At 58.4% G+C, this 21,767-nt stretch carries 25 protein-coding genes; 3 read left to right on the forward strand and 22 right to left on the reverse strand.

What is annotated here, in order from left to right:
• Positions 1-165: 165 nt before the first annotated feature.
• The 14 genes from AC1DIH_RS20280 to AC1DIH_RS20345 all read right to left on the reverse strand — a co-directional run bounded on the left by AC1DIH_RS20280 (position 166) and on the right by AC1DIH_RS20345 (position 9,618).
• The gene (locus AC1DIH_RS20280; protein WP_347929098.1) at positions 166-672 is read right to left on the reverse strand and encodes a phage major tail tube protein; all 507 of its coding nucleotides are present in this window, start codon (positions 670-672) and stop codon (positions 166-168) included.
• A complete protein-coding gene (locus tag AC1DIH_RS20285) occupies positions 672-1,838 on the reverse strand; it encodes a phage tail sheath protein (RefSeq protein WP_477773034.1) in 1,167 nt (388 codons plus the stop codon). The genes AC1DIH_RS20280 and AC1DIH_RS20285 overlap by 1 nt, the downstream gene beginning before the upstream one ends.
• Before the next feature lie 2 nt (positions 1,839-1,840).
• On the reverse strand, positions 1,841-2,047 hold the full coding sequence (locus AC1DIH_RS20290; RefSeq protein WP_477773035.1) for a hypothetical protein: 207 nt from the start codon (positions 2,045-2,047) through the stop codon (positions 1,841-1,843).
• A gap of 89 nt (positions 2,048-2,136) precedes the next feature.
• Complete coding sequence (locus AC1DIH_RS20295) at positions 2,137-2,439, reverse strand: hypothetical protein (protein WP_477773036.1); 303 nt, start codon at positions 2,437-2,439, stop codon at positions 2,137-2,139.
• A 2-nt stretch (positions 2,440-2,441) separates the two neighbouring features.
• Positions 2,442-3,224, reverse strand: coding sequence for a phage tail protein (locus AC1DIH_RS20300; RefSeq protein WP_477773037.1), 783 nt, complete (start codon positions 3,222-3,224; stop codon positions 2,442-2,444).
• A gap of 179 nt (positions 3,225-3,403) precedes the next feature.
• Entirely contained in the window at positions 3,404-3,934 is a 531-nt protein-coding gene (locus tag AC1DIH_RS20305; protein ID WP_477773038.1) for a hypothetical protein, read from the reverse strand.
• Between the two features lie 58 nt (positions 3,935-3,992).
• Positions 3,993-4,652 (reverse strand): phage tail protein I, encoded by a 660-nt coding sequence (locus AC1DIH_RS20310; RefSeq protein ID WP_477773039.1) that lies wholly within the window; start codon positions 4,650-4,652, stop codon positions 3,993-3,995.
• Positions 4,649-5,644, reverse strand: a complete 996-nt coding sequence (locus AC1DIH_RS20315; protein ID WP_477773040.1) for a baseplate J/gp47 family protein — start codon at positions 5,642-5,644, stop codon at positions 4,649-4,651. Before AC1DIH_RS20315 ends, AC1DIH_RS20310 begins: the two co-directional genes overlap by 4 nt.
• Positions 5,641-5,973: a phage baseplate protein gene (locus AC1DIH_RS20320; RefSeq protein ID WP_216741021.1), complete on the reverse strand. Its 333-nt coding sequence runs from the start codon at positions 5,971-5,973 to the stop codon at positions 5,641-5,643. The genes AC1DIH_RS20315 and AC1DIH_RS20320 overlap by 4 nt, the downstream gene beginning before the upstream one ends.
• Before the next feature lie 10 nt (positions 5,974-5,983).
• Positions 5,984-6,595, reverse strand: a complete 612-nt coding sequence (locus tag AC1DIH_RS20325) for a phage baseplate assembly protein V (protein WP_477773041.1) — start codon at positions 6,593-6,595, stop codon at positions 5,984-5,986.
• Positions 6,596-6,598: 3 nt separating this feature from the next.
• Entirely contained in the window at positions 6,599-7,141 is a 543-nt protein-coding gene (locus tag AC1DIH_RS20330) for a hypothetical protein (protein WP_477773042.1), read from the reverse strand.
• A gap of 136 nt (positions 7,142-7,277) precedes the next feature.
• Positions 7,278-7,859 carry a DUF642 domain-containing protein gene (locus AC1DIH_RS20335; protein WP_477773043.1) on the reverse strand — a complete coding sequence of 194 codons (582 nt, stop codon included), beginning with the start codon at positions 7,857-7,859 and terminating at the stop codon, positions 7,278-7,280.
• A 176-nt stretch (positions 7,860-8,035) separates the two neighbouring features.
• Positions 8,036-8,383, reverse strand: coding sequence for a phage holin family protein (locus tag AC1DIH_RS20340; protein ID WP_477773044.1), 348 nt, complete (start codon positions 8,381-8,383; stop codon positions 8,036-8,038).
• Between the two features lie 500 nt (positions 8,384-8,883).
• A complete protein-coding gene (locus AC1DIH_RS20345) occupies positions 8,884-9,618 on the reverse strand; it encodes an XRE family transcriptional regulator (RefSeq protein ID WP_477773056.1) in 735 nt (244 codons plus the stop codon).
• A gap of 200 nt (positions 9,619-9,818) precedes the next feature.
• Between AC1DIH_RS20345 and mutS the strand changes: the two genes are divergently transcribed.
• On the forward strand, positions 9,819-12,398 hold the full coding sequence (gene mutS / locus AC1DIH_RS20350) for a DNA mismatch repair protein MutS (RefSeq protein WP_477773045.1): 2,580 nt from the start codon (positions 9,819-9,821) through the stop codon (positions 12,396-12,398).
• Between the two features lie 142 nt (positions 12,399-12,540).
• Complete coding sequence (gene fdxA, locus AC1DIH_RS20355) at positions 12,541-12,864, forward strand: ferredoxin FdxA (protein ID WP_019692115.1); 324 nt, start codon at positions 12,541-12,543, stop codon at positions 12,862-12,864.
• Positions 12,865-13,391: 527 nt separating this feature from the next.
• Here fdxA and rpoS read toward each other — a convergent pair.
• The 8 genes from rpoS to AC1DIH_RS20395 form a co-directional block, all read right to left on the reverse strand.
• Complete coding sequence (gene rpoS, locus AC1DIH_RS20360; protein WP_019692114.1) at positions 13,392-14,396, reverse strand: RNA polymerase sigma factor RpoS; 1,005 nt, start codon at positions 14,394-14,396, stop codon at positions 13,392-13,394.
• A gap of 105 nt (positions 14,397-14,501) precedes the next feature.
• Positions 14,502-15,359: a peptidoglycan DD-metalloendopeptidase family protein gene (locus AC1DIH_RS20365; protein WP_477773057.1), complete on the reverse strand. Its 858-nt coding sequence runs from the start codon at positions 15,357-15,359 to the stop codon at positions 14,502-14,504.
• Between the two features lie 211 nt (positions 15,360-15,570).
• Positions 15,571-16,206, reverse strand: coding sequence for a protein-L-isoaspartate(D-aspartate) O-methyltransferase (locus tag AC1DIH_RS20370; protein ID WP_427544633.1), 636 nt, complete (start codon positions 16,204-16,206; stop codon positions 15,571-15,573).
• Between the two features lie 41 nt (positions 16,207-16,247).
• On the reverse strand, positions 16,248-16,997 hold the full coding sequence (surE, locus tag AC1DIH_RS20375; protein ID WP_477773046.1) for a 5'/3'-nucleotidase SurE: 750 nt from the start codon (positions 16,995-16,997) through the stop codon (positions 16,248-16,250).
• Positions 16,985-18,043, reverse strand: a complete 1,059-nt coding sequence (gene truD, locus AC1DIH_RS20380; RefSeq protein ID WP_477773047.1) for a tRNA pseudouridine(13) synthase TruD — start codon at positions 18,041-18,043, stop codon at positions 16,985-16,987. The genes surE and truD overlap by 13 nt, the downstream gene beginning before the upstream one ends.
• Positions 18,040-18,513 (reverse strand): 2-C-methyl-D-erythritol 2,4-cyclodiphosphate synthase, encoded by a 474-nt coding sequence (gene ispF / locus AC1DIH_RS20385; protein WP_054595926.1) that lies wholly within the window; start codon positions 18,511-18,513, stop codon positions 18,040-18,042. The genes truD and ispF overlap by 4 nt, the downstream gene beginning before the upstream one ends.
• Positions 18,514-18,565: 52 nt before the next feature.
• Positions 18,566-19,411, reverse strand: coding sequence for an S-formylglutathione hydrolase (fghA, locus tag AC1DIH_RS20390; protein WP_427533326.1), 846 nt, complete (start codon positions 19,409-19,411; stop codon positions 18,566-18,568).
• Entirely contained in the window at positions 19,408-20,532 is a 1,125-nt protein-coding gene (locus tag AC1DIH_RS20395; RefSeq protein ID WP_477773048.1) for an S-(hydroxymethyl)glutathione dehydrogenase/class III alcohol dehydrogenase, read from the reverse strand. The genes fghA and AC1DIH_RS20395 overlap by 4 nt, the downstream gene beginning before the upstream one ends.
• 106 nt (positions 20,533-20,638) lie before the next feature.
• Here AC1DIH_RS20395 and AC1DIH_RS20400 point away from each other — a divergent pair, with 106 nt between their 5' ends.
• The gene (locus AC1DIH_RS20400) at positions 20,639-21,535 is read left to right on the forward strand and encodes a LysR substrate-binding domain-containing protein (protein WP_427533325.1); all 897 of its coding nucleotides are present in this window, start codon (positions 20,639-20,641) and stop codon (positions 21,533-21,535) included.
• Positions 21,536-21,767 lie beyond the last annotated feature (232 nt).

Raw genomic sequence — 21,767 nt, forward strand, 5'->3', positions numbered from 1 at the left:
GTGATTCATGAAAGGGTGCTGCTCAGGGACCTGTTCGCCACAATCCTTGTGGGAGCGAGCCTGCTCGCGATAGCGTCGGGGGCAGTCAACAATGGTGTTGAATGTGCTTCCCTCATCGCGAGCAGGCTCGCTCCCACCGGTTTTGCGCCTTGGTTGGCCTTGGTGTTACGGCAGTAAAACGGCGCGGCGGGCGTCGCCGAGAATGTCGACGCCGTTGAGCACGAACTTCTGGGTGCGCACGTCGATGTCGATCACTGGAATGCCGTTTTCCAGGCGGTTGTAGGTGCGGCAGGACAGCTCAAGGGTGGTCTTGGGCTTCTCGTTCATTTTGAGAACGGCTTCCTCAAGAGATTTCAGCTTGCCGCCGACGGTGTGGTAGGTGAACCAGGTGTTGCCGTCCTGATCCTGGCCGGCTTCACGCACGTTCAGCAGAATGTCGTCGCCCAGCTTCACGCCCAGAGCAAGCATGATTTCCGGGCCGGCGCCTTGCAGAATCAGCTTGGAGGTCAGCGCTTTCCCGCTCTTGGCCATTTCCTCGCCGATAAAGCGGCCGCCGACCATGTTTTCCATCTCGAATTCGATCTTCGGCGGGGTGAATTCTTCCACCGTCGCCGACAACGGCAGGCCTTGCAGGGTGGCCGCGATGGCCTGTCTTACGCGGTTGGTAAACATTAGAGAACATCCTCCAGGAACTGCTCGATGATTTCATCGCGGGCGTTGAGTTGGTAAACCATGTGTTCGTTCGGCGCGTAGCGGCCGTAGTCGATGACGATGAACCAGGTGCCGTTCTTGTACTTCTCGACGCTGTTCAATTCCGGGTGCAGGTACACGCTGCCACCAGGGATGGTTTCGTCGGCGACCAGGGTTTGCAGCCAGTCGTTGATGCGCTTGACCTCCTGGTCCATGAACGACTTGGTCAGGTTCTTGGCCATGGCTTTCTGGCCGGCCTTGACCAGCTTGCGGCTGATGGCATCTTCCAGGCCGACGTAGCTGATGAACTTGCCGGTGATGGAGCGGTTACCCAGCAGCGAGAAGCCGCCGAGGACAGTCCGGGCGTAGTAGCTGATGCCGTAGCGGTTGAGCAGATCGCCCTCGGTCGAGGTGTCGAGAATGTTGTATTCCACGGTCCGCGAAACGTCTTCGGCGTAGGTCACCTGGTTGCCCGGGCTTTCCCATTGCTTGACCTTGGCGAGTGCCGCGATAGCCAGGCTGGAAGGCGCCAGAAACACGTTTTTCTTCGCCGCCTTGGAGTACACCGCAGGCATGTTGTGCACGACGAGGCAGCGGTCGAAACCCAGATCCGCGCCGCCCAGGTCCTTGCTGTACGTCACCTGATCGGCAACCGAGGTGTCCTTGCCATCAAGCACCACGCGGGCCTTGATGCGCTTGCCGAACGAGGCGAACTCGCTGGCCACCGCCTTGGTGCCGGTAAAACCCGGCGCACCGATGATGGTCAGGTCTTCAGGCACACTGCTCAGCGCGGCCAGGCCCAGCTTGCGACCGGTCAGCGCTTCGTTGCCGCCGATCACGTTGTTCAGGGTGTCGGCCGGGGTCGCACCCTCTTCGACGATAACCACATACACCGGCACCTTGACCACTTTCAGGATCTGGTAAACCGCCTGATACAGCGTCCCCGCCTCGGCGCCGGTCGGATCGAGCTGCGCGTGGGTGGTGAAGCTGTTGATGCGGAACGGGGTATTTTTCGGGATCAGCGGGTTGGCATTCGGCGCCGTGCCGACCAGACCGATGACGTTGTCACCGAGGCCACCCATGGCCTCGGGGGATTCGGTGGCATTGACGGTGATGCCGTTGTGCTCGAAGTTCAAAACCTCAGCCATGGTTATTCAGCCTTCTTGGTGGCGGCCTTCTTGGCCGGGGTGGTTGGGGAGGCCTCGGCCTCGAGGACGCTGCTCAGTTCTAGTCGGCCAGCGCTGCGCAGTGCAGAGGCCTCAACGTCGAGCAGTTCGAGCTGTTGGCCGACGCTCGACCAATGGCCGCCACCGGTGGGGAACGGGATGAGGACGGTGTATTTCTGACGATTGGACATTTACGAATTTCTCCAGGCTCAACAACACAAAAGCCCCATTGCAGGGGCTTTGTGTGGGCGAAAAAAAACCGCTTTCGCGGTCGGGGTATTCAAGTGCGATCAGGTAACGGATAGAGAGCCTTTATTTCGGCCACCTTATCGCGCCACGCTTGTTCCTTTTCAGGTGTTTCGTCGTATTGCCACTCGAGAAACAACGGATCAGCCTCAGCCACGTACAGGGCACGACGCGCGGCCCCTACAGCCACCGACTTCGCCACGCGCTCAGCTTCAAGGCAGAGCTCATCGGCGCGAGCCTCACTGAATCCAAGCGCCACCAAAGTTGGGCGATCAGTTGGCACATTGATCAACGTCTCACCTGAGTCGAGCAATAGCTCTTTGATAAAACCGGTCATCCTTAAACTCCTTTTGCTGCATAGCGTTTATCGTTGTCAAACGTATAAGCCATTCTGTTTTCGGGATACGTTGTGCCCAACTCAGGCGCGGTAATTGCAAAAGGTTTTACCTTCCACGAAATCTCATATTCAGAAGTTACAGCTTGACTCAGTTCAACCTCAGCATCAGAACGACTGTACTTCACCGGTCCTTCAAAACTTTTTGTAATGATATAGGACAGCCCGCCACGCAAATAGCATCCCGACTCCTGCGGAGAGTTCACCAACGCACCGGAAACCTGATTAAGATATATCGGCTTGACACCTGTTACCGGACGGACGTACGAAAGCATCCCAAACTCAACGCGCCGAACGGTTTCCCGATACGTTTGAGAAACCCGTTTTACTGCCAGGAAGTTAGCATCACCATTCCAAGGGATTCCACACCCCTCCATCTGCAAATTCAAGCCAGCAACGTGGACTTCAAAGTTGTTGTTGAACGGATTTTTTTCACTGTCGAGACTGAAGTTCCTGGATATCAGGATCTCGGATATACCCTGCTCGTTGCCAGGCATTCGCCACCAAACCGGATAAAAAATATTAGTAGACAACCCGGTAAGATCAATAATCTGTGAGTAAGAGGCCCGCCCGTTAATATCCTTTGCCTGCACAGCACTGCGCCAAGCAGTGAACTGACCTAATGCCGCGTCCATGCGAGCATCGATCTTACCGATCTGACCAGTCACCGTCTGGGTAAGCTTTTCACATGCATCTACAACCTTTGTGATAGTTGTTTCAATACCCATCATCAACCCCTAGTAAAGTTTATCTTTTCAGCACCAGCGTTAAACGCCGCTACCCGTTTATGAAAGCCATAGTTCACATTCGCGCCCAGCGTTGAAACGCTATCAGCGGATGCGTAAACCACTTCAAATCCCAAAACAGCACCGTCGAAGTTCGTCAAGTGCGGAACACTCATGCCCCCCTATTTCGCTTCAAGATCCATAACCCGCAACATCAGATCAACATGGCGGGACATATTGCCGATCGATGCCGCGGCCATGATCGAGAGTTCCTCAGCCAACAACACGTTGAGGTTTTCGCTACCGACAACGATGGTCACGCTGTCCGCCGGTAGCGGCGAAATATCGAGGGTGAATTTTTGCAATACACGAGCGGCGCTGGCCTTATACGTCAGCAGCTTTCCAGCGACCGAGTAAACCGCCAGCAGCGTGCCGCTGGCGAGGTAGAAGCCAAACTCGCCAATCTCGTATTCATCCGGACCGCTGAACAGCGCGGCCATCCGTAGCTGCCGGGAACCCAGGTCCTCGTAGTCAACAATCGCCACCCGTTGCCGCTCATCGCGCAGGGCTGTTTCCGAGCCGTTCGGGTCATAGCGAGCGGTACCCACGCCAATGTGGGTAATCTCACCTTTCAAGCCTTGGTTTTTTGCCTGCAACACTTCATCCAGACCGGCGGAAGTGAAGCGAACCAAGCGCGTAATGTCTTCTGTCATAGCTGCGCCCTGAGGTCGTAATCGTTAATGGTGTAGCGCTGAGACACCCCAGCGCCTGTCAGTCGTATTCAGGCAGCGCCCCGAAAAGGAACAGTTCGCCATCGGAAAGCGGCGTGTGTGCAGCGCTGTGCATTGCAAGCCAAGCGTGCAGCCTCACGTCAGGCAATGCGCCCGGCTGTCTGTCGTCACTGATACTCAGGCCAGGATCAGCACCTGCGGCAACACGCAGGCCGCCGCTCGTCTCGTGAACGATGGTGATGGTTGCGTCGTCTCGCTCGCTCTTCGCCGCATTGATACGGCGTATCAGGCGATTGTGATCGCCACTCGACCAGCTTCGACCGATGATCGCCTGCACGTCGAAGGTGTAGGGATTACCGAGAGGACGCTGCTCGTACCAGGCAGAGATATTCGGTGTGAAACCCAGCGATTCGACGGCATGACTCAACGCTTTATTGGTTCCGGCCTGCCGCTGGATCTGCCAGGACAGTGAGACGGTCAAACGCTTTTCTGCCTCGCTGGCGCCCGCGTCCCATTCGCTGACACCGCGATCCGCGGCGAGATACGGCAGGAACGCCGACGGTGTCGTCGCTGGATTCATCAATTCAGGGAACGGCAGAGCAATGCGATCGAGCAATTGACCGAAACCGAGATCAAGCGCTTTTTCCAGCGGCGAGCTGTTCGCCGGCAACAGGCTCGGACGGTGCGTTTCATCACTCATAGCGTGAGCACCTCAACCTCGACGCCCGTGCAGTACGGCGCCTGGAAGGCTGTGGTCACGATGGGCTCCACTGGCTCGAGGATCTCCAGCTGTACCGCGCCGGCGGTATGTATCGTGTAATCGATCCAGCTCGGATCGACCCGCCCTTCCAGCCGGTGGCACGCATCGGCATACGCCTGCAATTGCTGCTCGGCGGCCACCTTGGTCAGCCCCGAGTCCGGTCCGGCGTTGATCTTCGCGACTACCCGGATCTTGTAGCGTTTGATTTCGGCGGCCTGCACCGTGACAAGATCCGTTTCGGGCCTCACGTCAGGGCGGGCAAAGTGCCGGCGAACCCCGTCCAGCAGGTCCGCAGACGGCGTGCCGTCAGCCTCTCGCGACAGCACGGTGACCCTCACCTCGCCAGGCGCTGTTCGGCGCCCGTTGCCATCCTTGACCTGCGCCGCGTAGCCATCCGGATCAAAGCTGTAGGTCACCGTCACCACGCCCGGAGCCGTGGTTTCGACCTTCACTGCTGGCCGTTCGCCCAGGGTGAACACCTCGCGGCGATACTGCATCCGCGAACCCGCTGCTGGCGCATGAGGTGCGAGGTAGTAGCGCAGTCGGGCATCGTCGTCGCTTTCATAAGTAGGTGGGATCGGCGGGAATGCCACCGGGTCTCCCGGGTTCAGCATCTGGCGCTCAAGCCCCATGTCCGCGAGGCGGGCGTCGAGGTTACTGCCGGTCGCCCACCACGCGAGCATCTGCTTGATGCGAGCGTTGTATTTACGTTCGTGGGTTTGCAGCCGCACACAAAAGGCCTCAAGGGCCAGGGTCAGCAGCTCGCTTTCGTTGTCGAGGCTGACTTGCAGTTTGGCGCCGGTTTCTGGTGAACGGGCGGCCACGTAGTCGACGACAAACGCCTTGAACTCGGCGAACAATGCCTCGAACGCTTCGACCGTGACAATCGCCGGCTCAGCCAACTGGTTTTGACCGGGTATGAGCATGCTCATGTCACGACCTCGAATGTCTGTTTGCGGTTTTTCCAGGTACCGGCGAAGCGCAACAGCAGCCCCGCCCCTCGACGACTGGCGACAATGACTTCAGGCTCAAAATCATCGATACCATTTGCCTTGTTGTAAAACGCCTGCGCCGCATGGCTCTGCGCAAGGATCAACACGTCGTCGCCGACGTTCTGCCCCAGCAAATCAGGGACCAGCGATCCATACAGCGGGCGCTTTTGACGAGTGCCCAACGGGGTGGTCAGTGCGCGGGTTGCGCGCTGCACAAACTGGAGCCAGTCGTCGACCGCTGCCCCGGTGTTTCTATCGACTCCAATCATGGGAAGTCCCTTATGCCGTACTGATAACTCGCCCCTGGTGATCCACCAAAGGGCCGAGGAAGTGAACGCCAGAGGCGTCGAGCAACACGCCGACTGCGCCCAGTTTCAGCTCGATGGCCTCAGGGGTCAGTGCCAGGCGGGCCGAGCCGACGGTCAACTCGACCGACTCACGCGAGCCCTTGAACGCCGTCTGTCCGTTGGTCCAGCTCAGAACATGGCTCGCATCGTCGTAACTGCTTTCGGTGCCGTCCTTGTGGAGGCGACGCGTCAGCGTGGCGACGGTCGACACCGGCGGGAACCGGTTGCTGTTGAGGCCGAACAAGGCGACCGATTGCCCAGCGCCATCGCCACCGCCATAGTTCAGCAGCAAACACTGCTCACCCTCGGACGGGATTCGCGACTCGCTCTGTTCGCCAGCACTCGGGTTGAAGAATCTGATCGCTGGCGTCAGCAGATCCCCATGGCTGACTTTGCAGGTGTTGCTGGCGGCATCGACCGCCACGCACACGCCGATGCGACAAAAGCTGTCGGCACGCCGGTGCAGGTCTTCGAACTCGGTCTCCATCTCAGCCAAACGCTCAATGATCGGACCGAGCTGCATACGTAGAAGAGCGTCAAACATGGGCTACCCCTTGAKTGCTTGTGACCAAAGCTCTGTGTATTGATCCGGATCGTCGATGTTCGAGACTTGCGAGGTGAACGCGAACTTCGGTGTGCCCGTTGGCTCATCGAGCAACGGCGAGCCGAAGTACAACGTCTGGGAAAACGAAACCGTCCATGCGTCATACACCTGCTCACCACTGGTGAACGTCGACGGCACGGCCTCGATGCTCATCGGCAGGTCGCATTGCCCTCCCGATACGCCCCAACGGTTATCCGTGACGATATCCTTCAGTGCGCTGGCGAGATTGCAGGCCTCAAGCCCTGAATGCCCGCTCTTTCCGGCGACCACGCCTTGCAGCGAGATCGTCAGGACATGAGCGATACGCCCATCGTTGGCGCGGGTGCCTGCGGCATCGCGCTGAATCGCGATCAGGACCCAGGCATCATCGACAACCCCATCGAAATCCTGATATCCCCCAACCTTCAGGCCTGGATAAAACGGCCGAAGTGCCTCACCGATAGCGAGAATCAGCTCCGAGGGTTTATTGATAACGCTTGGAGACATAAGCGGTTTCCTGTTCGAGTATTACTGCGTCAAATCACCACCGGACGGCGGTCTCCCCCGCCGTCTAATGCACCTGGAAAGCCCAGGACGTTATCGAGAACTTTGTCTAGATACTTCATGGGCCGAGGCGAACTAATTACAAGCGCTCGACGACAACCTTATCGATAAAGGCAAAGTTATAGTTTGGGTTCTGTTCGTTGGAGAAGCTGAGTGTGGTGTGAGCGGTTGTTGCGGTGAAGTCATAAGTAATGGTGCTCCATACCGTCGCCACTCCTGACGCGGTAGGTGTATTGAAACTGGTCGTTTGCCCTGCCACTTTAACTTGAATAATCCCGTCGCCGGAACGACCACCATACTTGGAGTTACCGGCACTAAAGGTCAGCCGATATTTTGCACCGATAACGGTTTCAAAGTTTTGCTGAATCCCGCCACCGTTCAGATAGGCGTAGTTGGCAAGGTCAACGATTGCCACACCGTCTGCCGCTACGGAACTCGGGATCGACGCCGGCATGTTGAAGTATTCCGCACCCGACAGAAAGGTCGTCCAGCCAGGGATAAAGTTGGTTTTCGCCGGGGTATCCAGAACACAGCTACTGCTGCAACCTGGCTGTTCAAAACTGCCATTGATCAGAAGGTTGGCGGCAAAAGCGTTGCTGCCAACGCCAAGCAATGCAGCGGACAATGCGAGTGGAGCAATAGTTCTATTGATAACGTTCATGTATTTACCTGTTGAGTTGAATGATTGAGTCATGCGGTACTTACCGCACTCATTTTTCGTTAAGGAAAGTTACCGCCGATGACCCGCATCCTTGCAGGTCGGGGTCGTTGTCTACGCCCCCCGTCAGCCAGTCCATTGGACTTGTTCAGCGGTGATCCTCTTTGCTGCCAGTACCATTAGCGGTCCTGGCTGGCATCACGCGGCGTCACTTCATCGATGCCAATCCGCTTGGCCGCCCAGCGCTCGTACAAGCCGATGGCGACGTCGGCGCCGGCCATCGCGGTGAGGCAACCGAACGCGCCGGCGGTCCAGATCGACACGCCAGCGGCATACAGCAGCATGATGGTCGAGACCCCGCAGACCATGCAGGCCCCGGAGCGCAGCACCAGGCGCCGCAACAGTGGCCAGCCGCGAGCGCCCTCCTTGTCGGCGCGCCACATTTCGCCGGACACCCCGCCGACCACCGCCAGGGCGATGACCAGCCAGATAGGCATGTCCGCCAACGCTTGCTGCTCGTTTGTCATGTCACGCCTCCTGCGTTGATAAATAGGTGATGGGTTTGTGTGTTGTTCAAACGCTGTCTCTTGATGTGCCTGACGGTAGGTAGGCATTCCAAAAAGCCCGGTCGCCCGGGCTTTTCAGTAATACGGTCCTTCCGATCTTTCGGCGCTACTGGCGCGGTACGGATCCATTCAAATTGTTCCTCCGACCGCGACCCTGTCCGCCGGATAACTGCTTACGGTGCTTTACGCTGCACACCCGGGTCAGTTGCCAACCCTCTGAACCGTTGAGGCCGGTTCATCGCTGCCTTTGCTGTGGAACTAAAGAGCTTCGTTGCGAGCCGTTGTTGAGCGGCTTGGGACAAAGAATATGCATTGATGCATATACAGTCAATGCGTAAATGCATTTATTTATGCATTAGAAATGCACGGACGCATGAAAGCCCCGCAAACAAAGGCTGGGATGGTTTTCGTCAGGCGAAAAAAAACCCGCTCGATGGCGGGTTTTGTCTGACAGCTATGGGTTAACGGGCGTACATGCCCCACCAGAAGACGTGACCGAGGATGACGATTTGCTCTTCCTGGATTTCCTGGAAGGTGTAGTCCTCATCCGGGTGTTCATCGCGATTGAAGCTACGCAGACGAATGCCGGTAGGCAGACGATAGAGCTGCTTCACCCGCAGTTGGCCGTTATGGTTGATGGCATACAGATCACCATCAACGATGTCGCCAATCCCGGACTTGCCGGCGTTGACCCCAACCGTGGCGCCATCGCGCAGCACTGGCAACATGCTGTTGCCGCGCACCGTCACGCATTTGGCCTGGTCGAACTGCACACCGTTATGCCGCAAGCTGCGCTTGCCGAAGCGCAAGCTAGAGCGCTCGCTTTCTTCGATGACGAATCTTCCTGATCCAGCAGCCAATTCAACCTCTCGAAGAAAGGGGACCGAGACCTCGTCGTCATCGACGGGGGTATCGTCATCCCACAGGCTTATGTCCTTGAGTTCCGAATGCGACTCTTCGCGTGCAGGCGTGATGGCCGGCGCTACATCGGCGCGGCCACGCAACAGGTCAGTGCTCACACGGAAGTACTCGGCGATCTTCGAGATGTGTTTATCCGAAGGATCGACGATCTTCCCGCTGAGAATCCGCGAGAGGGTAGATTGAGGCACGCCGGTGCGACGGTGAAGCTCCGTGGGGGAGATCCCGTGCTGATCGAGCAGCGCTCTTAAGACGGTAGAAACATTGCGTTTTTGCATAGCGTGCATAGTGCTTGTTCTTTTCGAAGATGACAAATGCTGTTTTGCATAACAAGTGCATAAACCGCTGAAATGTGCAGCGGGCCTTTCATCCCTGCGTAGGTCGGACTGCCCATGGTAACCTTGCGCCCATCGCGGAAAAGCCGGGCCGACGTCCCTCTTTTGCCCCACCCCTTTCAACGAATTCGCCTGATTACCTGATGAATAAAGCACTCTCCGATCTGTCTTCCCACACTCCGATGATGCAGCAGTACTGGCGTCTGAAGAACCAGCACCCTGACCAGTTGATGTTCTACCGCATGGGTGACTTCTACGAGATCTTCTATGAAGACGCGAAGAAGGCCGCCAAATTGCTGGACATCACCCTGACCGCCCGTGGGCAGTCGGCCGGGCAGGCGATTCCGATGTGTGGGATTCCTTACCACGCTGCGGAAGGTTACCTGGCGAAACTGGTCAAGCTCGGCGAATCGGTGGTGATCTGTGAACAGGTCGGCGACCCGGCGACCAGCAAAGGTCCGGTAGACCGTCAGGTTGTACGAATCATCACCCCCGGCACCGTCAGCGATGAAGCACTGCTGGACGAGCGCCGCGACAACCTGATCGCCGCCGTGCTGGGTGACGAGCGCCTGTTCGGCCTGGCCGTGCTGGACATCACCAGCGGCAACTTCAGCGTGCTGGAGATCAAAGGTTGGGAAAACCTGCTGGCGGAGCTGGAGCGGGTCAATCCGGTCGAGCTGATGATTCCGGATGACTGGCCAAAAGACTTGCCGGCCGAGAAGCGTCGTGGCGTTCGTCGTCGCGCACCGTGGGATTTCGAGCGTGATTCGGCGCTGAAAAGTCTTTGCCAGCAATTTTCCACCCAGGACCTCAAAGGTTTTGGCTGCGAGAACCTGACCCTCGCCATCGGTGCCGCCGGTTGCCTGTTGAGCTACGCCAAGGAAACCCAACGCACCGCCCTGCCGCATTTGCGCAGCCTGCGTCATGAGCGTCTGGACGATACCGTGGTGCTGGATGGCGCGAGCCGTCGCAACCTGGAGCTGGACACCAACCTGGCGGGTGGCCGCGAGAACACCCTGCAATCGGTGGTCGACCGTTGCCAGACCGCCATGGGCAGCCGCTTGCTGACCCGTTGGTTGAATCGCCCACTGCGCGACTTGAGCGTGCTGCTGGCACGCCAGACCTCGATCACCTGCCTGCTCGACGGTTACCGCTTCGAGAAACTCCAACCGCAGTTGAAAGAGATCGGTGACATTGAGCGGATTCTGGCGCGTATCGGCCTGCGTAACGCTCGCCCACGAGACCTGGCTCGCCTGCGCGACGCCCTCGGCGCGCTGCCAGAACTGCAAGTGGCGATGACCGAGCTTGAGGCGCCACACCTTCACCAACTGGCGGTGACTACCAGCACCTATCCCGAGCTGGCCGCCCTGCTGGAAAAAGCCATCATCGACAACCCGCCGGCGGTGATCCGCGACGGTGGCGTGTTGAAAACCGGTTACGACGCCGAGCTCGACGAGCTGCAATCGCTGAGCGAAAACGCCGGACAATTCCTGATCGACCTCGAAGCCCGCGAGAAGGCGCGCACCGGCCTGGCCAACCTGAAAGTCGGCTACAACCGGATTCACGGCTACTTCATCGAACTGCCAAGCAAGCAAGCCGAGCAGGCACCGGCCGATTACATCCGCCGCCAGACGCTCAAGGGTGCAGAGCGTTTCATCACGCCAGAACTCAAAGCCTTCGAAGACAAGGCCCTGTCGGCCAAGAGTCGCGCGCTGGCCCGCGAGAAGATGCTTTACGAGGCCCTGCTCGAAGACCTGATCAGCCAACTGCCACCGCTGCAGGACACTGCCGCGGCACTGGCCGAGCTGGATGTCTTGAGCAACCTGGCCGAGCGCGCACTGAACCTTGACCTGAACTGCCCACGGTTCGTCAGCGAGCCGTGCATGCGCATCAGCCAGGGCCGTCACCCGGTGGTTGAACAAGTACTGACCACACCGTTCGTGGCCAACGACCTGAGCCTGGACGACAGCACCCGGATGCTGGTGATTACCGGCCCGAACATGGGCGGTAAATCCACTTACATGCGGCAAACTGCGTTGATCGTGCTGCTGGCGCATATCGGTAGCTTCGTGCCCGCCGCCAGCTGCGAATTGTCGCTGGTGGACCGGATTTTCACCCGGATCGGCTCCAGCGATGACCTGGCCGGTGGTCGTTCGACCTTCATGGTCGAGATGAGCGAAACCGCGAACATCCTGCACAACGCCACCGAACGCAGCCTGGTGCTGATGGACGAAGTCGGTCGCGGCACCAGCACCTTCGACGGCCTGTCGCTGGCTTGGGCAGCAGCCGAGCGTCTGGCTCAGTTGCGCGCTTATACGCTGTTCGCCACCCACTACTTCGAGCTGACGGTACTGCCGGAAAGCCAGCCGCTGGTGGCCAACGTCCACCTCAACGCCACCGAGCACAACGAGCGCATCGTATTCCTCCACCACGTACTGCCTGGCCCTGCCAGCCAGAGCTACGGATTGGCGGTTGCGCAACTGGCCGGCGTCCCCACCGAGGTGATTGTGCGGGCTCGCGAGCATCTGGGTCGACTGGAAGCCACGGCGCTGCCTCACGAAACGCCGCAGCCAAGCAAAGGCAAACCGGCCGCGCCGCAGCAGAGCGATATGTTCGCCAGCCTGCCGCATCCAGTGCTCGATGAACTCGCCAAGCTTGATCTGGATGACATGACCCCGCGGAGAGCGCTGGAAATGCTCTATACATTAAAGACACGGATCTAACGCACTGGCCTGCAAGCTGTTAGAATCTCGCGCGGTTTGGGATGCTGCAGGCAAATAGCCTGGTCTGCAGACTATCGCTCCCAAACCTGGCGACCCCACCGTGAAGGGGCGCAGCACGCCGCCGCCTGAGGAGAGAATTAGAATGACCTTCGTCGTCACCGACAACTGCATCAAGTGCAAGTACACCGACTGCGTAGAAGTGTGTCCGGTGGACTGCTTTTACGAAGGCCCGAACTTCCTGGTGATTCACCCGGATGAGTGCATCGACTGCGCCCTGTGCGAGCCAGAATGCCCTGCTGTGGCCATCTTCTCTGAAGACGAAGTCCCAAGTGAGATGCAAGAATTCATTCAGCTGAACGTTGAACTGGCCGAAATCTGGCCCAACATCACTGAGAAGAAAGATCCGCTGCCGGATGCGGCAGAGTTTGATGGCGTTAAAGGCAAGATCAAAGACCTCGCTCGCTGATCATTGCCGCGCTCTTGAGCCGCGCTCTTGAAAAGGCCCCTTGCGGGCCTTTTTGCGTTACAGGCGCTGCGCCCCTTTTCTACGGACAAAAAAAAGGGGCGGTATGACCCGCCCACATTTTTTCCCTATTCCTTGTGTTCCTTTTCATCGTCCTGATGAATCACGTCCTTGCGATGTTCCTTGACCATCATCCTTGATGGCTGTGTCTATCCGTCGACACAGGGCTGATATTAAAGAGTTCCCCGGCAAGAGCAATCACCTGCCACGGGCAAATCCGGGTGAAACCAACTGTTTAACCGTAAGAAATATCATTACAAATCAAACAGTTAACCAGTTTAGTCAACAAATATAGACGACAACTACCTGGTAGAAAAACCGAACACTTACGAAAGAGTAAGCCATGGCTTACGTTAACCTGCGAAAGCGTCCGAATAGCTCTTACAAAGTTTAAACAGCACATTAACCGGCGAATAACAAAAAGCCCCGAAACAGACGGGGCTTATTGTTATCAGGCGAACGCGCTCCTGCTACTGGAACAGCGACTCGCTCGACAGGCCATTCTTCTCAAGGATTTCCCGCAGGCGTTTCAGACCTTCAACCTGAATCTGTCTGACCCGTTCACGGGTCAGGCCAATCTCCAGGCCTACGTCTTCCAGCGTACTGCTCTCATGGCCGCGCAGGCCGAAGCGGCGGATCACCACTTCGCGCTGTTTGTCCGTCAGCTCCGAGAGCCACTGATCGATGCTCTGCGACAGGTCATCATCCTGAAGCAGCTCACAAGGATCGGTAGGGCGGTCATCGGTAAGGGTGTCCAGCAGGGTTTTATCCGAATCCGGACCCAGCGAGACGTCGACCGAAGAAACCCGCTCGTTCAGGCCCAGCATGCGCTTGACCTCCCCTACCGGTTTTTCCAGCAGGTTGGCGATTTCTTCGGGAGAGGGTTCGTGATCGAGCTTTTGCGTCAGCTCCCGTGCTGCCCGAAGGTAGACGTTGAGCTCTTTGACCACATGAATCGGCAGCCGGATGGTCCGGGTCTGATTCATGATTGCACGCTCGATGGTCTGGCGGATCCACCAGGTCGCGTAGGTCGAAAAGCGGAAGCCGCGCTCCGGGTCGAACTTCTCCACTGCCCGGATCAGGCCGAGGTTACCCTCTTCGATCAGGTCGAGCAGCGACAGTCCACGATTGACGTAGCGTCGGGCGATTTTCACCACCAGTCGCAGGTTGCTTTCAATCATGCGTTTGCGCCCAGCCGGATCGCCACTTTGCGACAGGCGCGCAAAATGAACTTCTTCTTCCGGAGACAACAAGGGGGAAAAGCCGATTTCGTTGAGGTACAGCTGAGTAGCATCGAGCGCTCGGGTGTAGTCGATGTACTTATGCTGCTTGAGTGTTGCGGAGTGTCTGGATTTGGCGCGAACTGAAGGCGTAGCAGATCCTTCATTCGACATCTCGTCCGATGCGACGTCGGTCTCCATCAGGAGAACCTCATCGTCGATGTCAAACTCCGGCACTTCTTTACTGAGAGCCATTGTTATAGTCCTTTGGTGAGTTCGACCTCAGGCTCAAGCGACGCCTTTATCCTTGGCAACGCTGGAGCCTGTTCCCTCTACGTGACGGAACAGGCTGGAAACAAATCAACGACGTGGCAGGAATTGCAGCGGATCTACAGGTTTACCTTGTCGGCGAATCTCAAAATGCAGTTTCACCCGGTCTGTACCCGTTGACCCCATTTCGGCAATTGTCTGTCCGACTTTGACCTGCTGCCCCTCCCGAACCAACAGCCTGCGGTTGTGACCGTAGGCACTGACGTAGGTATCGCTGTGTTTGATGATGACCAATTCGCCGTAGCCCCGCAAGCCACTCCCGGCGTAAACCACCGTCCCATCAGACGCAGCTAAAACAGGCTGTCCCAAATCCCCGGCGATATCAATTCCTTTATTCAAACTACCGTTTGAAGAGAATTTTCCAATCAAAATGCCGTTGGATGGCCATCCCCAGCCTGTCGGCGCAGGCCCTGCCGGAGGCAGTGGCGCAGGTGCCGGCTTGTTTGCGACGGACGGTGCAGCCGTCTCTTTGGCCGGGCTGGCACCCGATGCCGGACGCCGGGTGACAGTAAATTTGCTCGAAGAAGAAGCGGCTGTCCCGGACGCGGTCACCACCTCTGTCGGCGTTGAACCGGAACGCCCATCGAAGCGAATCGTCTGACCTGGATGGATTGTGTAAGGCGTAGGAATGTTGTTGCGTGCCGCCAGGGCCTTGTAGTCCCAGCCGTAGCGAAACGCGATCGAGAACAGGGTATCGCCGCGACGGACCACGTATTGGCCGGTGGTTACTGCGGGGCGTTGGGCCGCCGCGTTATTACGATCGACCACTCGCACATCGCTTGAACGCGTGCTGGAGCAACCGACCAACAAGGAACTCAAGACAAGGCCAGTCACCAGGCGCTGAAAGCTTGTTGTACCGATACGCTGCGCAATGACTGTGAGACTCACCCGCCGCTCCCTTTGTGGTGGTTGAAGATAAAAATCGCCGTATTCAGGCATGAAATGTCGCAAGTATAACTGGCCGTTCGGGCTTTACCGCCGGTAAAACAAAATCGATACGCGCACACGTTTGCCGATCGCTGTTCAATCGCGTTTAACCGATCAATGCCGCTGTAAGACCAAGGTAATCAAACAGAATTCAGCGTCTTTAAATAAATGCTCAAACCAGTGGCCCATGGAGCAATGGCACGAAGCGCACGCTCCCCAAAACGCGCCTGGAAAAGCCTTGTTCTTCACGGATGATCAACATCAATTGCTGAACCTCCCCTGAACCAACCGGAATCACCAACCGCCCACCCGGCGCTAATTGATCGAGCAACGCCTGGGGTACATCGGTCGCCACCGCAGTGACGATGATGCCGTTGTACGGCGCCAGCGCCGGCCAGCCTTCCCAACCGTCGCCCCAGCGAAACACCACGTTGCGCAGGTTCAACTCGACCAGGCGTTCCTTGGCGCGATCCTGCAGGACCTTGATGCGCTCGACGGAAAACACCCGCTCGACCAATTGCGACAACACCGCCGTCTGGTAACCGGACCCGGTACCGATCTCCAGCACTTTATCCAGAGGACCGGCCTCCAGCAGCAGTTCGCTCATGCGAGCCACCATATAAGGCTGCGAAATGGTCTGGTTATGGCCGATCGGCAATGCCGTGTCTTCGTAGGCTCGATGCGCCAGGGCTTCATCGACAAACAGATGACGCGGTGTCCGCCGAATGACCTCCAACACCTGGGCGTTGGACAGACCTTCCTCATACAGGCGCTGGATCAGCCGTTCGCGCGTGCGCTGGGAGGTCATCCCGATTCCACGACGCAGGATATCGTCTTGTTCACGAGCCATCAGCGCAGCCCCTCCAGCCAGCCATCAAGACTTCCAAAGGCGTCATTGAAGGTGCGATCGAGTTGCAGCGGCGTGATCGAAACGTAGCCCTGCATCACCGCATGGAAATCCGTACCCGGCCCGCCATCTTCCACATCACCGGCCGCGGCAATCCAGTAGCCGGACTTGCCACGCGGGTCGACGACCTTTATCGGCGCAGCAGCACGGGCGCGATGGCMCAGGCGGGTCAGCTGGATGCCTCGAATGTGAGCCAGGGGCAGATTGGGAATGTTCACGTTCAGCACCGTGCGCGGTGGCAAATCGAGGTCGGCATGAGCCTCTACCAGCTTGCGCGCAAAGTAGGCCGCCGTCGGCAGGTGTTCCACTTGCCGCGATACCAGCGAAAAGGCAAACGACGGCAGCGTGAGGAAACGCCCTTCGAGCGCCGCCGCGACCGTGCCGGAATACAGCACATCGTCGCCCAGGTTGGCCCCCATGTTAATCCCGGAAACCACCATATCCGGCTCGCACTCCAGCAAACCGTTGAGGCCCAGGTGCACGCAATCGGTCGGCGTGCCATTGAGGCTGATAAAGCCATTGGCCAGGGTTTGCGGGTGCAACGGACGGTCGAGCGTCAGCGAACTGCTGGCGCCGCTTTTGTCCTGGTCAGGGGCAATAACCACGCACTCGGTGTAATCCGCCAGCGCAGCATGAAGCGCGGCAAGACCGGGTGCTGCTACCCCATCGTCGTTAGAAATCAGAATACGCATGAGCTGTCCGTCTGCCCTACCGGCACCAGATCGACGAGTTCACGCACCAGTACGGTGGCGAAGCATCCGGCCGGAAGGACGAATTCCAGTTGCAGAATGTCCAGCGAGGGATAATGCCACGTCAACCCGCCAATGGGCAGCCGCAGGATGCGACGTTCATGGCTCATTCCAGCGTTTATCAACCAATCGCGCAGATCCGCTTCGCCTGTCGCGACCTGCTGCTCGAGCTCATGAGTCGCACCGGTCGCGGGCGACTCGCCTTCGCCCCACTGCGGCCCGGTCGGGTGCAGGTCGAGGATCGCCAGACGCGGGTCACTGCATTCGGCCTCACCGGCCGGAAAGAAGCTGCGGCTGTCGGTGAAAGCCAGCAAGTCGCCCACCTGGGCGCGCTGCCAGCTGCCGTCGGCAACTCGCGCCGCCAACACCTGATTGAACAGAAAGCTGCGCGCAGTGGAGAGCAGGCGTGAACGCACGTTGCGCTGTTCCGGCAAGGCTTTGCGTGCCGCCCAGTCACGGGCATCCACCACGTTGCCGCCGTTATGGCCGAAACGCTGCGCGCCGAAGTAGTTGGGAACGCCTTGTTTGGCGATCAGTTGCAGACGCGCGTCAATCGCCGCCTTGTCGCCGGTGAGCTGGGTCAGGCGCAAGGTGAAACCATTGGCCGAATGCGCACCGCGCTGCAACTTGCGTTTATGGCGTGCGGTCTTGAGGATTTTCAGTGTGTCGTTTTCTGCCGCGGACAAGTCAGGATCGGCCTTGCCCGGCAATTGCACGCTGAACCACTGGCGGGTCAGTGCCTGGCGATCTTTCAAGCCGGCATAGCTGACGGTGCGCAACGGCACGCCGGCAGCCTTGGCAATTCGCCGGGCCGCCTCTTCAGTGTTCAGGCCGCGTTTTTCCACCCAGATCCACAGGTGTTCGCCTTCGCCAGTCAGCGGAATATCGAGGACTTCATCGACCTGAAAATCCTCCGCGATGGCTTTCAGTACGGCAGTGCCGAGGGCTTCACCGTAGGCACGCGGGCCGAGCAATTGCAGTTCATTCATGCGCGCAACAACAAGGCAACGGAGTGCACGGCAATGCCCTCTTCGCGACCGACAAAGCCGAGCTTTTCGGTGGTGGTAGCTTTCACGTTCACTTGATCCAACTCAACTTGAAGATCCGCGGCGATCAGCGCACGCATCGATTCGATATGCGGGGCCATTTTCGGCGCCTGGGCAACGATGGTGTTATCGACATTACCGACCTTCCAGCCCTTGGCGTGGATCAGCGCGACAACGTGACGCAACAGTACGCGGCTGTCAGCACCTTTGAATTGCGGGTCGGTGTCTGGAAAGTGTTTACCGATATCACCCAGCGCCGCTGCGCCGAGCAAGGCATCGCTCAACGAATGCAGCAAGACGTCGCCGTCGGAATGGGCGAGCAGTCCGAAACCGTGTGCAATTCGCACGCCGCCCAGGGTGATGAAATCGCCTTCAGCGAAACGGTGCACATCATAGCCGTGGCCAATACGCATAAAAAAACGCCCCGATTTAGTCAGGGCGTGATTCTACCTGCTTTGGCGGACATTAGGCGCCTAGAGCGTGTGCGTGATGTCGCAAGTGTTCATCAATAAAGCTGGCGATAAAGAAATAGCTGTGGTCGTAGCCCGGTTGCAGACGCAAGGTCAGCGGATGGCCGGCCAGTTTCGCCGCTTGCTGCAGCGCTTCGGGCTTGAGCTGAGTGGCGAGGAAGTCGTCCCGATCGCCTTGATCCACCAGCAACGGCAGCTTTTCGCTGGCTTCGCTGATCAGCACGCAGGCATCCCATTCGCGCCACTTCGAACGCTCTTCGCCCAGGTAGCGCGAAAACGCCTTCTGACCCCAAGGGCAATCCATCGGATTGTTGATGGGCGCGAAGGCCGACACCGACTGATACCGCCCAGGGTTGCGCAAGGCACAGACCAGTGCGCCGTGCCCACCCATGGAGTGGCCGCTGACGCCGCGTTTGTCCGAGGCCGGAAAATGCGCTTCGACCAACGCCGGTAATTCCTGCACCACATAGTCGTGCATCCGATAGTGCCTGGCCCAAGGCTCCTGCGTGGCATTCAGATAAAACCCGGCACCCAGGCCGAAATCCCATGCGCCGTCCGGGTCGCCTGGAACATCGGCACCTCGCGGGCTGGTGTCTGGCGCGACAATGATCAGCCCCAGCTCGGCCGCCATGCGCATCGCGCCGGCCTTGTGCATGAAGTTTTCGTCGGTGCAGGTCAATCCCGACAGCCAGTACAACACCGGCAGCTTACCGCCCTGCTCCGCTTGCGGCGGCAGGTACACCGCAAACACCATGTCGCAGCCCAGCACCTCGGAATGATGCTTGTAGCGTTTATGCCAGCCACCGAAGCTCTTCTGGCATGAGAGATTTTCCAGACTCATGGCCGACCTCTGAAATGGATGACAGAGCGGATGCTTTTGCCTTCATGCATCAGGTCGAATGCCTTGTTGATGTCTTCCAGACCCATGGTGTGGGTGATGAAAGTGTCCAACGGGATTTCGCCGGTCTGGGCCATTTCCACGTAGCTTGGCAACTCGGTACGACCGCGCACGCCGCCAAATGCCGAACCGCGCCAGACGCGACCGGTCACCAGTTGGAACGGACGGGTGGAGATTTCCTGGCCAGCACCGGCAACGCCGATGATCACCGACTCACCCCAACCTTTATGGCAGCACTCCAGTGCCGCACGCATCAGCTGTACATTGCCGATGCACTCGAAGGAGAAGTCGACGCCGCCATCAGTCATGTCGACGATCACGTCCTGAATCGGCCGATCGAAATCTTTCGGGTTCACACAATCGGTAGCGCCCAACTGCTTGGCGATTTCGAACTTGGCCGGGTTGATGTCGATGGCAATGATTCGCCCGGCTTTGGCTTTGACCGCACCGATGACCGCAGACAGGCCAATACCGCCCAGGCCGAAGATGGCCACGGTGTCGCCCGGCTTGACCTTGGCAGTGTTGATGACCGCGCCGATACCGGTGGTGACGCCGCAACCCAGCAGGCAGACTTTTTCCAGTGGTGCTTCTTTAGGGATCTTCGCGACGGAGATTTCCGGCAATACGGTGTATTCGGAAAAGGTCGAAGTACCCATGTAGTGGAAAATCGGCTGACCTTTGTAGGAGAAACGCGTAGTGCCGTCTGGCATCAGGCCTTTGCCCTGGGTCGCACGAATGGCCTGGCAGAGGTTGGTCTTGCCCGACTTGCAGAATTTGCACTGGCCGCATTCCGGGGTGTACAGCGGAATCACGTGATCGCCGACCGCGACCGAGGTCACGCCTTCACCGATAGCTTCGACAATCGCGCCACCTTCGTGGCCGAGGATCGACGGGAAGATGCCTTCCGGGTCAGCGCCCGACAGGGTGTAGGCGTCGGTATGGCAAACACCGGAGGCGACCACACGCAACAGGACTTCACCCGCCTTGGGCATGGCGACATCGACTTCAACGATCTCAAGGGGTTTCTTGGCCTCGAAGGCAACGGCAGCGCGCGACTTGATCATCCTGTCTCTCCAGCGAATAAAAACGAGACAACCAGTGTAAAACACCGCCAGACGATTAATAATCCAGCCAAAAGCAAAACATTATTGCTGCACAGGGATAATCTTCATGTCCGAGAACCGCTGGGAAGGCATCGATGAATTCGTTGCCGTCGCCGAATGCAACCAGTTCACGGCTGCCGCCGAACGCCTCGGGGTTTCGTCCTCGCACATCAGTCGACAAATCGTACGCCTTGAAGAGCGCCTGCAAACCCGCCTGCTTTACCGCAGTACCCGTCGCGTGACGCTGACCGAGGCCGGACAGACGTTCCTGCAACACTGCCAACGCTTGCAAGACGGACGTGAAGAAGCCTTGCGCGCCGTCGGCGACCTGACCAGCGAACCCAAAGGCATGCTGCGCATGACCTGTGCAGTGGCGTACGGCGAGCGCTTCATCGTGCCGCTGGTGACCAGCTTCATGGGGCTTTACCCGCAATTGCGGGTCGATATCGAGCTGAGCAACCGTCCGCTCGACCTGGTGCACGAGGGCCTGGACCTGGCAATCCGGCTCGGCCGCCTGCAAGACTCACGGTTGGTAGCCACGCGCCTGGCGCCACGACGCATGTACTTGTGCGCCTCGCCGTCCTATCTGGAACGCTATGGCCGACCGCACAGCTTGTCCGAGCTGAGTCGACACAACTGCCTGATCGGCAGCTCGGACATCTGGCAACTGGAACAGGACGGCAGAGAATTTTCCCAGCGAGTACAAGGCAATTGGCGCTGTAACAGCGGGCAAGCAGTGCTGGACGCAGCGCTACAAGGTGTCGGGTTGTGTCAGCTGCCGGACTACTACGTGCTGGAGCACCTGAACAGTGGCGCCCTGGTGTCGTTGCTGGATGCTCATCAACCACCGAACACCGCCGTCTGGGCGCTGTATCCACAGCAACGGCATCTATCGCCGAAGGTGCGCAAACTCGTGGAGTATCTGAAGGAAGGGTTGGCCAAACGGCCGGAATATCAGGTTTGATCAAAAGATCAAAAGATCAAAAGATCAAAAGATCAAAAGATCAAAGGATCGCGCAGCCTACCGCAGCTCCAAAGATAACCAATAACACGCCCCCACCACTCAACAGGCCGAGCGTTAGCTCGCCTGCCGCTGTTGATCTTGATCCACCCGCCCCTATCGGGAGGCCGAGTGGAGGTGTTCATCAGGGGGTGGGCGCGCAGCGCCGTACGGCGCAGCCGGACACATCGAGAGG

The organism is Pseudomonas sp. 05N36 (assembly GCF_056397385.1).